This is a genomic window from Micromonospora sp. NPDC049359, assembly GCF_044466585.1.
GTDB lineage: Bacteria > Actinomycetota > Actinomycetes > Mycobacteriales > Micromonosporaceae > Micromonospora.
This window is the reverse complement of record NZ_JBITMW010000004.1, coordinates 315779-328022: the sequence shown is the minus strand read 5'-3', so window position 1 is coordinate 328022 and position 12244 is coordinate 315779. Positions and strand designations below refer to the sequence as shown.

Below are 12244 nucleotides of genomic sequence, written 5' to 3'. Positions count from 1 at the left end.
TCTACGCGTAGTCTCGGATCATGATCGTTCCTCGGGTGGCCATCGGCACCGATGTGCACGCGTTCGAGCCCGGCCGACCCTGCTGGGTTGCCGGCCTGCTCTGGCCCGACCAGGACGGTCTCGCCGGGCACTCGGACGCGGACGTCGCCGCCCACGCCGCCTGCAACGCGCTGCTCTCCGCCGCCGGGCTCGGTGATCTCGGCTCGGCCTTCGGGGTGGACCAGCCCGAGTGGGCGGGGGCGTCCGGCGTGGCGCTGCTGGCCGAGACGGCCCGCCGGGTGCGGTCCGCCGGCCTGGCGATCGGCAACGTGTCCGTGCAGGTCATCGGCAACCGGCCCAAGATCGGCCGTCGGCGGGATGAGGCTCAGCGGGTGCTCTCCGAGGCCGTCGGCGCACCCGTGACCGTCTCCGCCGCGACCACCGACGGGCTCGGCTTCGCCGGCCGTGAGGAAGGTCTGGCGGGCGTCGCCGTCGCGCTGGTGTACGACGCCCCGGCCGCCTAGGCTCGCCGCGATGTCCACCGATCCCGCCCCCGACCGGTTCGCCGCCGACGGCTACCTCGAACGCGCCCAGCTCCTCGCCGAGTTGGGCCGGCACGACGAGGCGGCCGGCGAGTTGACCGAGGGGCTCGCGCTGAAGCCCGCCGACCCGGACGCCCTCACCATGCTGGCCCGGGTGCATCTCGCCGCCGACCGGCCGGCCGACGCGCTCGCCGCCGCCGACTCGGCCGTTGCCGCCGCACCGGACGCCCCGCCGACGCTCGTCGTGCGGGCGATGGCGCTGGCCGATCTGGGGCGGTACGCCGACGCGGCCGCCACCGCCGACCGGCTGCTGGCGCTCGGGCCGGCCGACGCGTACGCCCAGCGCAGCGCCGCGGCGATCCTGGCCGACGCGCGCAACGGCCAGCCGGCGCTGAACGCGGCCTGGCGTGGGGTCGAGCTGGCCCCCCAGGAGCCGCCGGCGCACCTGGTGCTCAGCCTGGTCGCGGCCCGGCTGGAGCTGTTCGACCTGGCCGAGCGGGCCTACCGGGAGGCGCTGCGGCTCGACCCCCGCCTCGCCGAGGTCGGGCACGACGTCGGCGTCCTGCGTCTGGAGCAGCGCCGCTGGTCGGCGGCGCTGGAGCAGATGGCCGAGATGGTGACGTTCGGCCCGAGCCGGATCGACTCCCCACGGACCCTCGCGTACGGCCTGCACCGCCTGGTGTTCTACGGCGCGGGCTGGTCACTGGTCGCCGCGGTGGTGGTCGCGTTCGCGGCGTCGGCGAACGACGGGTTCTCCCGGGTCCTGGCGGTGCTCGCCGCCCTGACCGGCGGCGTCGTGGTGTGGCAGCTCGCGGCCCGGCTTCCGGGGTTCACCCGGAGCGTCCTGCCGGCCATGCTGCACGCCGACCGGACGATGGCCCTGGCGATCTACGCGGTGGCGGCCGCGCCGCTGCTGCTACTCGTGTACGCCATGGTCGGCTCGCCGTGGCCGCTGGTGCTCGCCATCGTCGCCACGGTGATAGCCGAGTTCGCCGCCTTCACCAGAACAACCGTCCGCTAGGGGCGGCGCGCCCACGTCCAGGCGTATCCCTCGTCTTCGCAGGCGCGTGCCGCGTCGCAGAGGTCGAGGGGGCGGAAGGTGTCGACCATGACGGCCAGCTCGTCGAAGTAGTCCGCGCCGATGGAGCGTTCGGCGGCGCCCGGCTGGGGCCCGTGGGTGAACCCGGAGGGGTGCAGCGAGATCGAGCCCTGCTCGATGCCGGAGCCGCGCCGGGCCTCGTAGTTGCCGCCGGTGTAGAAGAGCATCTCGTCGGAGTCGACGTTGTGGTGGTTGTACGGCACCGGGATCGACTGCGGGTGGTAGTCGACCTTGCGGGGCACGAAGGAGCAGATGACGAAGTTCGGGCCCTGGAAGGTCTGGTGCACCGGCGGGGGCTGGTGGATGCGGCCGGTGATCGGCTCGAAGTCGTGGATGGAGAACGCCCACGGGTAGAGGTGCCCGTCCCAGCCGACCACGTCGAACGGGTGGTTGGCGTAGACGTGGCGGGTCCAGCCGCGACGGTGCCGGACCAGAACCTCGACCTCCTCGCCGTCCACGAGTAGGGGCATGTCGGGGCCGCGGACGTCTCGTTCGCAGTACGGCGAGTGCTCCAGGAACTGCCCGCGTACGGAGAGGTAGCGCTTGGGCGGACCGATGTGCCCGGACGCCTCGACGGCGAGCAGCCGGACGGGCACGTCACCGGTGGGGACCAGCCGGTGGATGGTCGAGGTGGGGATGACGACGTAGTCGCCGGCGACCGCGTCCAGGGCCCCGAACGGCGACTCGACCCGCATCGTGCCGGCCTCGACGTACAGGCAGTGGTCGCCGGTGGCGTCGCGGAACAGCGGGGAGGGCCGGTCGGCGAGGACGTACCCGATGCGGACGTCGTCGTTGGCGAGCAGGTACTGCCGGCCGAGGATCGGGTCGGCATCACCGGCGTCGAGCTTGTGGGTGCGCAGGTGGCGGGGCTTGAGCGGCAGGTTCGCCGTCCGGGTGAACGCGGGCGGGGTGAACACGTCGGCGGCCAGGATCGCGGTGGGCGCGTGCCGGTGGTAGAGCAGGGACGAGTCGGAGGAGAAGCCCTCCTGCCCCATCAGCTCTTCGGCGTAGAGGCTGCCGTCGGGCTGGCGGAACTGGGTGTGGCGCTTGCGCGGCACCTCGCCGACGCTGCGGTAGTACGGCATCTCGCCTCCCGATATATCCCGTTCACCGGCCGAAGGCGTCCGATAATCGGACGCTGTTGTCCGTTCCTTGTAGCGTCCCGTAGATTCTTGTTCCGTGTCAACGCAGGTGCCCGCGCTCCTCGACGGCCTGGTGGACGACGCCGCCGTCTTCCCTCCGGGCAGCGCCACGCTGCCCGACGCTCTGAAGGCGCACCGCCAGCACCGCGCCGCCTGGTACGCGGATCTGGTCGGCCCGCTGCTCGTCCCCGCCTCGACCGTCGTGACCGGCGACCTGAGCGGTCTCGTCGATCAGCGTGAGGGCCTGGTGATCGGGCTGATCGGTGACACCGGGATCGCCCGCCTGCCCTTCGCGCTCTCGTTCCTGCCACCCGACGGCGTCACGGCCCGCCAGGTGGAGGTGGCCGTCGCCAAGCGGGGCGAGGACCCGCTGCCCGGCGTCGCCGAACTGCTGCGGCTGACCGAGACCCTGCCGGGCGTCGAGGCCGTCTACGCCGAGCTGCCGCTGACCTTCGGCCTGATGGGCGCCCTGGATGCCCTCGCCACCGCCCGCGCCGACGGCGTGCCGATCGCCGCCAAGTTCCGCACCGGCGGCCTCGCCGCCGAACTGTTCCCCACCCCGGCCGAGCTGGCGGCGGTGCTCTGCGCCTGCCGCGACCGCGCGCTGCCGTTCAAGCTCACCGCCGGACTGCACCAGGCGGTGCGGCACCTCGACCCGGAGACCGGGTTCACCCACCACGGCTACGCCAACGTGCTGGCCGCGACGCTCGCCGCCGCCGACGGGGAGAGCGTGCGCGTGATCGCCGAGCTGCTGGCCGCCCTCGATCCACGTCCGCTGCTCGAACGCGTCAACGGACGGCTGGACGCGCCGCGCCCGCTCTGGGTCGGCTTCGGCTCGTGCAGCATCCTGGAACCACTTACCGATCTGATCCGGCTGGCGCTGGTGAACGGGGGCTACGACGCATGACCTGGGTGAGCGGCGTTGACGGTTCGCCGTACGGCGTGACGAACCTGCCGTACGGGGTGTTCTCCTCCGGCGGGGACGGGCCGCGGATCGGCGTACGCATCTCCTCGTGGGTGTTCGACCTGACCGGGGCGGAGGCCGCCGGGCTGGTGCTGGCCGCCGGCGCGCTGGGCCGGCCCACCCTCAACGACTTCATGGCGCTCGGGCGTCCGCAGTGGACGGTGGTCCGCCAGCGGATCGTGGAGCTGCTCACCGACCCGGCGCACCGCCCGGCGGTCGAGCCGCTGCTGGTGCCCCTGGCCGACGTGGAGATGCTGCTCCCCTTCGAGGTGGCCGACTACGTCGACTTCTACTCCTCGGAGCACCACGCGTCGAACGTCGGGCAGATCTTCCGCCCGGGTCAGCCGCCGCTGCTGCCCAACTGGAAGCACCTGCCGATCGGCTACCACGGCCGCGCCGGGACCGTCGTGGTCTCCGGCACGCCGGTGGTCCGGCCCACCGGGCAGCGGGCGTCCGCCGAGGGTCCGGTGACCGGCCCGTCGGTACGCCTCGACATCGAGGCCGAGGTCGGCTTCGTGGTGGGTGTGCCCAGCGCGTTGGGCGACCGGGTCCCGGTGGCGGACTTCGCCGATCACGTCTTCGGGGTGGTGCTGGTCAACGACTGGTCGGCCCGCGATATCCAGGCCTGGGAGTATCAGCCGCTCGGCCCGTTCCTCGGCAAGTCCTTCGCCACCTCGGTCTCGGCCTGGGTGACGCCGTTGGAAGCGTTGGCCGACGCCTTCGTGCCGGCTCCGGATCAGGACCCGCCGGTCGTCGACTACCTGCGCGACGTCCCGCACCTGGGGCTCGACCTGCGGCTGTCGGTCGAGTGGAACGGCGAACGGGTCAGCGAACCGCCGTTCGCCGGCATGTACTGGACGCCGGCCCAGCAGTTGGCGCACCTGACCGTCAACGGCGCGTCCCTGCGCACCGGCGACCTGTACGCCTCGGGCACCGTCTCCGGCCCCGAGCGCTCCCAGGTCGGCTCGTTCCTGGAACTGACCTGGGGCGGGGCCGAGCCGGCCAAGGTCGGCGCCGAGAGCCGTACCTTCCTCGCCGACGGCGACACCGTCACCATCACCGCCACCGCGCCCGGGTTGGACGGCACCACCATCGCCCTGGGCGAGGTCACCGGAACGGTCCAGCCGGCCCGCTGAGGCACCCGCCGCCGGGCCGTCTCATCGACGAGACTCATGGTCGCACCGTCTGTGCGATAACCACACCCCGGTTACCCCGTTGATCACGCGGATCAGTCGCCCCGCCACCCCCTGTCCAGTGGTGGGGCGTCCCGACGCACACGGAGGTAACAACGATGCACGATCTCACCGGAGCGCTCTGGCGCACCAGCAGCCGGTCCAACGACCAGGGACTCTGCGTGGAGGTGGCGGACAACCTGGTCGACGTGATCGGCCTGGTCGCGGTCCGCGACTCCAAGGACCAGAGCGGCCCCACACTGGCCGTCAGCCCGCCGGGATGGACAGCGTTCGTCGGGGCGATCAGGTCCGGTCGCTTCGAACGCTGAGCGGTGTCGCACCGGCGGAACGGACAACGTGGCCTCCGGGTGGTGGAAATTCCGTCCGGGGGCCTCGTCCGGCCCGCACCGCGCGTACCGTCGGTGGCACGGGAGGGTGGCATGTCGACGGTCGCGGTTACCGGTTTCATCGAGGCGGACGCCGTCGATGTCTGGTGCCTGCTGACCGACCTGTCCGACCGGGCCGCCCGACTGACCGGGGCCGGCCCGGTCGAGGTGCTGACCCCGGGCCCGTTCGGGCCGGGCACCGCCTGGCGTGCCGAGCGCGCCCAGCCGGGCGGCGGCACCCTCACCGAGGAGTTCCTGGTGGTGGAGGCGCTCGCACCCCAGCGGCTGGTGCTCTGCTCCTCCGGCGCCGGTGCGGACTACCGGATCACCTGGCGTCTGCGTCCGGCCCGGCGACGTCGCGGCCCGCGCACCGCGGTCACCGTCACCCAGGAGGCGGTGCCGACCGATCCGTACGGGCGGGTGGTGGCCCTGCTGCTCGGTGGCCTCGCCGCCCGTGCGGTCGAGGTGGCGCTCCGGCGTGACCTCGCCGACCTGGCCGTCGCTGCTCGCGCCGCCGGCTCGCTCGAAGCGGCCTGAGCGCACGTGCCCGGAGCTTGACCCGTACAACCTGACCGGGCTCTGACCCAGTGCGCTGGGTAGGGTGCCGGGCGGAGGTGCGGCATGGGGTTCCCGAGGGGCCGGCGACGGCTCGTGCTGGCGGTGGCGGTGCTACTCGCCGTGGCGGCCGTCGCGGTCGTCGTCCACCGGGTGCTCGCGCCGGCCGAGGTGAGTACGCCCGCCCGAGCGGACTATCCGGCGACGCCCCAACCCGCGGCCGGTGTGATCGGCCGTCTCCCGGTCGCCCCGTTGATCGTGGACGGGCGGCTGCGGGTGTACGCCGCCCACCGCCAGGTCTACGCCGACCGGCCGGTCGACTGGCGGCACCGCACCACCCCCTACTGGTCGTACCGGCGGTGGCCGGCGGAGCTGACCGGGGTGGTGGCGAGCGGCACCATCGTGGTCAGCCGCTGGTCGGACGGCCGGCTGGTCGCGCTCGACGCGTCCACCGGGCGGGTCCGCTGGCGGGCCGACGGGCCGGTGCCCGTTGCGAGCACGGCGGTGGTCCGGCGCACCGGTGCCGCCATCGTCTGGAACCCCAGCGGGCTCCTTTTCACCGACCTCCCGGACGGCCGGACCGTGCTGACGGTCACCGGGAACGGGCGGGCGAGCGGTGTGGAGGTGTCCAGCGGTCGGGAGCTGTGGCGGACCGACCTGCCCGGCGACTGCCGCAGCGACGTCGGCACCACGGCGACCGGGCAGTTGATCGGACTGGACACCTGCTCCGGCCCGGCCACGATCGAGTTCCGGGACGCCGCGACGGGCCTGGTGGGCGAGCGCTGGCGACCCCCGGGCGACCCGGATCACCTGGTGGTCACCCCGCTCGGATGTCGTACCGGCCGGTCGGGGTGTCTGGCCCTACGCACGGCGGGTCCGGGTGACGCCGGTGGCCGGGGTTGGGCGTTGGGCGGTGGCGAGCCGGTGGCCGCGCCCGCGTTGGACCCGGCCGGCGTCGTCGTGGTCGGCGAACAGGCTGTCGGTGTCGTCGACGGGGTAGCGGTGGGTCGGTCGGCGCGTACGGGTGCCGAGCTGTGGCGTTCTGCGGGCCTGGGCCCGGCGCGGGTGCTCGCCGCCCAGCCCGGCCGGGTGCATCTGCTGACCGAGGGGAACGACCTGGTGACGCTCGACCCGGCGACCGGGCGTCTGCTGTCCCGCAGCACGCTCAACGTCGGCTCGGACGGCACGGGCTGGACGCCCGGGGCGGTCTGGGCCGAGGCCGGCTACGTCGCGATGGAGCGGCTGCGCGAGCCGGTCGATCCGGACGGCGACGACCAGCGCTACTACCTGACCTCGGAGGCGGTGATCCTGGCCGCCACCTGATCGGGGCACCGGGTTCCGAATCTTTCACCACATCTGTCCGGAAAAGGTACTTTTCTCACGGTTCAGGTTTCGGGGTGGGAGGGGTCGACATGGCCAGCAGGGCAACCAGGTGGTTGGTCGGTGGTGTGCTCGCCGCTGCCACCGGACTCGTGAGCACGGTGCCATCGGCGCTCCTGCCGGGCGGGCCGCCGGCAGGCGCGGTTGCCGCGGTGCGGGTGGCGCCGTCGGACGACACCGGTGTCACCTTCGAGGTGGTGCCGGCATCGCCGACCATCACCCCGACCACGCCCCCGCCGACCCGGCAGCCCACCCCGACGCCCAGCCACGGTGGGAACCTGCCGGTCACCGGCCCGAACGGGTCGATTCTGCTCCTCGTCGCCGTGGGGATGACGCTGGTGGTCATCGGTTGGCTGGCCGCCCGTCGCCGCCGACCGAGCTGACGTGGCCCGCCTGCCGGTCGGCCGGAACGTGTTCGCGGTGCGCGGCGGCAGGGGTCCGGCGGGAGCGGCGGCGCACGAGCACGGCGAGACCGGTCGTCAGCAGCAGCGCCGCGACGACAACTCCCACCGCCCAGGGAGAGCGCAGGCGGGACACGACGCTGCCCTTGCGGCCGGCCGCAGCGGGGTCGGGGAACTCGATCTGCGCGGTCAGGCTCCGCTTCACCAGCCCGCTCTCCAGGTTCACCTCGGCCTTCCAGCGGCCGTTGGGCAGCTCGGTGGGGAACTGGGCGACGACCAGTCCCGAGCCGCCCGGGGGCAGCGTGACGCCCTTCCCGACCGGGAACGGCCCGGCTCGACTGCCGGCCGGCCCGTCGCTCAGGCTGACCGTGCCGGTCAGGTCGATGGCCCGGCCGCCGGTGTTGGTGACCTGGACCGTCACCGTGGGCACGCCCTCAGGACCGCGGGCCGGGCGCACGTCGCCGATCGTGAAGTCCGAGGCCGGTTCGCCACCCGGGCCGATGTCGAGGTACATCCGAACACCGACCCGGTGGATCTGGGTGACTTGGCCGCTCGCCCGGGGCTTTGAGGTGGTGGACGCCCAGATGACGCCGTACCGCTCGCCCCGGGGGGCGGCCGTCGGCACGGTGACGGTCGCCCGGACCCGTGCCTCGCCCCACGGCTCCAACTCCACGGTGTCGCGGTCGACCGTGGTCCAGGACGTCAGCTCGCTGGCCGCCCTGCCCTCCCCGAATGTGAAGGCCGAACCCTCCAGAGTCGCTGCCGCGGGGTACACGTCGACGCGGCGCGGCTCGCCGGTCCGGTTCACGATCAGCAGTTGCCGGTTGATGGTGGTGCCCGGCGGTAGGTGGTCGACGATGTAGCGCAGTGCCCGCGGGTCGTCGCGGCGGTCGGTCGGGGCCTCCAGCAACCGGATCCCGATGCTGCCCTCGTCCGACCCCGCGTCCGGCTCGGCCGCGCCGGCCCGGGTCGACAGACCCGGACCGGCGAGGCAGAACAGGGCGAGCGCGACCGCGATGGTCGACCGCCCCCGGCGGTCACGCCACCGAATGTGTCACCGTGCCGGTGTAGACGCCCGCGATGCTGTCCAGCGGGACGTTGACCACCAGGGTGGGGTTCCAGGCGGCGGTGTTGCCGCCCGTGCCACCCGTGTGGGTGAAGGCCGTGAGTGGGGTGGTGCTGTCCAGTGGCGCGGCGTCCCCGGCGGTGACCTGCCCCGGGGTGAAGGTGCCGTCGCCGGTGGTCGCGGTCGCCGGACCGGACCAGTAGTCGATCTCGGACGGCAGAACCGTCTCGGGCGGCGAGCCGCCGCCGGTCTGGAAGACCGTCGCCGTCACCGAGGCGACCCAGGAGGCGTCGGCGGAGCCCCGGGAGTCGGTGACGGTCACCGTGCCGAGCTGGCCGGTGATGGTGCCACCGGGTGCGCCGGTGCCCAGGTCGGCGGTGGCCGGCGCGTCGATGTCGAGGGTGCCGGCGAGCACCTCGAAGGTGGTGGTCGTGGTGTCGGTGGGTGCCGCGGCGGCGGGTGCCGCGAGGAAGCCGACCGCCGCCACCGCGGCTGCTCCGGCGAGGCAGATCTTGGCAGTACGCACTGTTCGTTACCCCGTTTTCTCGAAGTGAGCCGGCACGGGTCCGCGCCGCGCCGGCTACTTCGGAAGATAGGGCAAATACCGTGCAAAACCAGACAAACAGCTCTTATGTCACCGGTTGGTCATACCGCGTTCGCTCAGGTCAGCGCCGCCTCCGCGGCGGCCAGGAACGCGTCGTTCTCGGTCGGGGTGCCGATGGTGACCCGGACGCCGTCCCCGGCGAACGGCCGCACGATCACCCCGCGCGACTCGCACGCCTTGCCGAACGCCACGGCCCGGTCGCCCAGCGGCAGCCAGACGAAGTTCGCCTGGCTGGTCGGAACGTCGGGCACGAACTTGCGCAGCGCCTCGGTGACCCGGTCCCGCTCGGCGACGACCAGCGCGCACCGGCGCTCCATCTCGTCGGCCTGCGCCAGCGCCGCGAGCGCGCCGGCCTGGGCCGCAGTGCTCGTGGAGAACGGCGTCACCACCTTGCGGACCGCCGCCGCCACCGCCGGCTGCGCGACCAGCCAGCCGATCCGCAGCCCGGCGAGGCCCCACGCCTTGGACAGGGTGCGCAGCACCGCCACGTTCGGCCGACCGAGGTAGTCCAGGCCGTCCGGCACCTCGGGGTCCGTGACGAACTCCCGGTACGCCTCGTCGATGACCACCAGCACGTCGTCCGGCACCGAGTCGAGGAACCGGTCCAGCTCGGCCCGGCGGACGGCCGTGCCGGTCGGGTTGTTCGGGTTGCAGACCAGGATCATCCGGGTCCGGTCGGTCACGGCCGCCGCCATGGCCGCCAGGTCGTGCCCGTGCCCGGCGTCGTTGGCGACCCGCACGCTGGTCGCGCCGCTGGTCGCCGCGATGATCGGGTACGCCTCGAACGACCGCCACGCGTACAGCACCTCGTCACCCGGCAGGCAGGTGGCCCGCACCAGGTGCTCGGCGAGCGCTACCGACCCGCAGCCCGTGGCGATCCGGTCGGCGTCCACGCCGTACCGCTGGGCCAACGCGTCGCGCAGCGCGACAACGCCCATGTCCGGGTACCGGTGCGAGCCGCTGACCGCCTCGGTGACCGCCTCGACCACGCCCGGCAGCGGCCCGTACGGCACCTCGTTGCTGGCGAGCTTGATGGCCTCCGGCAGACCCAGTTCGCGGGCCAGGTCGGCGGGGCTGCGCCCGGGGACGTAGCTGGGCAGCGCGTCCAGGTCGGCGCGGGTCAGTCGCACCGCCGGCTGGTGACGTCCGGAGTCGGTCATGGGGTGTCTCCCGAGGGCTGAGGGTGATCGTCGGAGGCGGGGGGACCGGTGGTGGCGGGAACCTCGACGACCACCGTCAGCGCGCCCCGGTCGTGCAACGCGCGGCGCAGCGGGTGGTCGACGAGCGGCGACACGGAGTCGATGAGCTGGACCAGCAGACCGATCCCGAAGCAGGGCCAGAGCAGGGTGGACATGCCCAGCGTCGTCCATCGGCGCAGCGCCCGGCCGAAGCCCAACGGCTGGTCGGCCTCGATGGGGACGGCGCGGATACGCATCACCCGCTTGCCGATGGTCTGCCCGTTGCCGGCCATGGCGGGCACCTCGTACGCCAGCCACAGCGCGGTGGCGATCACCACGATCGCCACCTGGAGGAGCCCGGCCTGTTCGCTGATCGGCGGCAGTCCCTCGCGGGAGGTGTTGCCCTCCATCCCACGCCGGAACGCCTCCCGCCAGTACGGCGTCAGCTCTTCCAGCCACCGCCAGACGAACCAGCCGTTGACGAGCACGTTCAGCGCGAAGACGACAGCGAAGTCGATCAAACGGGCGACCAGCCGCCGGCCGTAACCGGCCAACCTGAGCCCGTGCGGGCGCGGCTCCGGTGGACGGCCGGGCCAGCCGGGACCCCAGCCGGGCAGCACGCTCTGCGGGCTCCAACCGGGCGGGGTGCCCTGCGGGCTCCAACCGGCGGGACCGCCCTGTGGGCCCCAGCCGGGAGGCGGACCGCCCTGCGGACCCCAGCCGGGAGGCGGACCGCCCTGCGGACCCCAACCCGGAGGCGGGACGGACTGCGGGCCGGGTCCCGGGTGCGCTGGCTGGCCGGATTGCGGCGGCCAGCCCGGCGGGGTCTCCGCCGAGGGAGAGCCGGCCGGGGTGACCGGTACGGGCGGCGGCTCGGGTGGGGGCGGTCCGTCGGGCGGGGTCGCGTCGACAGGGATGGCCGCGCCGAGCCAACCCTCGCCGTCCCAGTAACGACGGGTCTCGCGGTCGGCGGGGTCGACGTACCAGCCGGGCTCCACACTCACGCCGACGCTCCGCTGCCGTACCTGCTGGTTCGCTCGCTCACGAGGCAACCTTAACGACGACCGTCGCGGCGAACTTGTCGTGGAGGCACTGCTGCCAGGGCTTGTCCCAGAGCTGCCAGAAGCCGTCGACGTAGCTCAGGCCGGGGACCAGCGAGCAGGCCAGGTACTGCACGAGCCACCGGCGGCCGGCCATCCGCCGGTCCAGCGTGCGGTTCGGATCGAGCGGCACCACGCGCAGCTTCATGATCTTCTTGCCGAGCGTCTGGCCGCCACGCTTGAGGTACTCCACGTGGTAGAGCCAGTAGAGCCCGAGCAGCACGACGAAGACGCCGAGCTCCGCCAGCAGCAGCGGCAGGAAGAAGTCGGTGAAGACGGTGGCCGGGTCGGGCTCCACGAGAGTGCCGTCCGGGTTGGTCCGGGTCATCTCGCTGAACATCTGCCACCAGAGGACCAGGAAGACCGGCAGGAACAGCACCATCGACACGACACTCGCCAGTGCCCCGTCGATGAGCCAGGCCAGCAGCCGGTCACCGAAGCTCGCCAGCGGCTGGCCGGCCGGGCTGAGCGCGGGCTGGGCGACCGGCCAGTGCGGCACGCCGTACCCGGGTGGGGGCTGGTGCGGCGGCACGCCGTACCCGGGTGGGGGCTGGTGCGGCGGCACGCCGTATCCCTGGGGGTGTGGGCCGGGCGATGGCGCGACGCCGCCGGCGGCGGGCGGAGGCCCACCGGCCGGCGGCGTCGGGTACGACGGAGGCTGCGTCACGTTCGACAG

At 73.4% G+C, this 12244-nt stretch carries 14 protein-coding genes; 8 read left to right on the top strand and 6 right to left on the bottom strand.

Features of this window, described 5'->3' with window-relative positions; translation table 11 throughout:
* Window positions 1–17: 17 nt before the first annotated feature.
* Window positions 18–503 (top strand): 2-C-methyl-D-erythritol 2,4-cyclodiphosphate synthase, encoded by a 486-nt coding sequence (ispF, locus tag ACIBTX_RS12695; RefSeq protein WP_357129236.1) that lies wholly within the window; start codon window positions 18–20, stop codon window positions 501–503.
* Between the two features lie 10 nt (window positions 504–513).
* On the top strand, window positions 514–1542 hold the full coding sequence (locus tag ACIBTX_RS12690; RefSeq protein WP_357128694.1) for a tetratricopeptide repeat protein: 1029 nt from the start codon (window positions 514–516) through the stop codon (window positions 1540–1542).
* Here ACIBTX_RS12690 and ACIBTX_RS12685 read toward each other — a convergent pair.
* Window positions 1539–2705 (bottom strand): homogentisate 1,2-dioxygenase domain-containing protein, encoded by a 1167-nt coding sequence (locus tag ACIBTX_RS12685; RefSeq protein WP_357172550.1) that lies wholly within the window; start codon window positions 2703–2705, stop codon window positions 1539–1541. The two genes, ACIBTX_RS12690 and ACIBTX_RS12685, sit on opposite strands and share 4 nt — an antisense overlap.
* A gap of 94 nt (window positions 2706–2799) precedes the next feature.
* Between ACIBTX_RS12685 and ACIBTX_RS12680 the strand changes: the two genes are divergently transcribed.
* From ACIBTX_RS12680 to ACIBTX_RS12655, 6 genes are all read left to right on the top strand, one after another.
* Window positions 2800–3669 carry a hypothetical protein gene (locus tag ACIBTX_RS12680; RefSeq protein WP_396832465.1) on the top strand — a complete coding sequence of 290 codons (870 nt, stop codon included), beginning with the start codon at window positions 2800–2802 and terminating at the stop codon, window positions 3667–3669.
* Entirely contained in the window at window positions 3666–4862 is a 1197-nt protein-coding gene (gene fahA, locus ACIBTX_RS12675; RefSeq protein ID WP_396832464.1) for a fumarylacetoacetase, read from the top strand. The genes ACIBTX_RS12680 and fahA overlap by 4 nt, the downstream gene beginning before the upstream one ends.
* Window positions 4863–5017: 155 nt before the next feature.
* Window positions 5018–5227 (top strand): DUF397 domain-containing protein, encoded by a 210-nt coding sequence (locus ACIBTX_RS12670; protein ID WP_355050986.1) that lies wholly within the window; start codon window positions 5018–5020, stop codon window positions 5225–5227.
* 111 nt (window positions 5228–5338) lie between these two features.
* Complete coding sequence (locus ACIBTX_RS12665) at window positions 5339–5821, top strand: SRPBCC family protein (RefSeq protein WP_357392304.1); 483 nt, start codon at window positions 5339–5341, stop codon at window positions 5819–5821.
* Window positions 5822–5905: 84 nt separating this feature from the next.
* Window positions 5906–7162: a PQQ-binding-like beta-propeller repeat protein gene (locus tag ACIBTX_RS12660; protein WP_357392305.1), complete on the top strand. Its 1257-nt coding sequence runs from the start codon at window positions 5906–5908 to the stop codon at window positions 7160–7162.
* Between the two features lie 89 nt (window positions 7163–7251).
* Complete coding sequence (locus tag ACIBTX_RS12655; protein ID WP_357128713.1) at window positions 7252–7602, top strand: LPXTG cell wall anchor domain-containing protein; 351 nt, start codon at window positions 7252–7254, stop codon at window positions 7600–7602.
* Here the strand turns inward: ACIBTX_RS12655 and ACIBTX_RS12650 are convergent.
* The 5 genes from ACIBTX_RS12650 to ACIBTX_RS12630 all read right to left on the bottom strand — a co-directional run bounded on the left by ACIBTX_RS12650 (window position 7562) and on the right by ACIBTX_RS12630 (window position 12235).
* Window positions 7562–8530, bottom strand: a complete 969-nt coding sequence (locus tag ACIBTX_RS12650; protein ID WP_357392306.1) for a hypothetical protein — start codon at window positions 8528–8530, stop codon at window positions 7562–7564. The two genes, ACIBTX_RS12655 and ACIBTX_RS12650, sit on opposite strands and share 41 nt — an antisense overlap.
* A 127-nt stretch (window positions 8531–8657) precedes the next feature.
* Entirely contained in the window at window positions 8658–9212 is a 555-nt protein-coding gene (locus ACIBTX_RS12645) for a hypothetical protein (protein WP_357392307.1), read from the bottom strand.
* Window positions 9213–9346: 134 nt separating this feature from the next.
* A complete protein-coding gene (gene hisC / locus ACIBTX_RS12640) occupies window positions 9347–10450 on the bottom strand; it encodes a histidinol-phosphate transaminase (RefSeq protein WP_357128723.1) in 1104 nt (367 codons plus the stop codon).
* On the bottom strand, window positions 10447–11472 hold the full coding sequence (locus ACIBTX_RS12635; RefSeq protein WP_396832463.1) for an RDD family protein: 1026 nt from the start codon (window positions 11470–11472) through the stop codon (window positions 10447–10449). Before ACIBTX_RS12635 ends, hisC begins: the two co-directional genes overlap by 4 nt.
* Before the next feature lie 37 nt (window positions 11473–11509).
* Entirely contained in the window at window positions 11510–12235 is a 726-nt protein-coding gene (locus ACIBTX_RS12630; RefSeq protein ID WP_396832462.1) for an RDD family protein, read from the bottom strand.
* Between the last annotated feature and the right edge of the window lie 9 nt (window positions 12236–12244).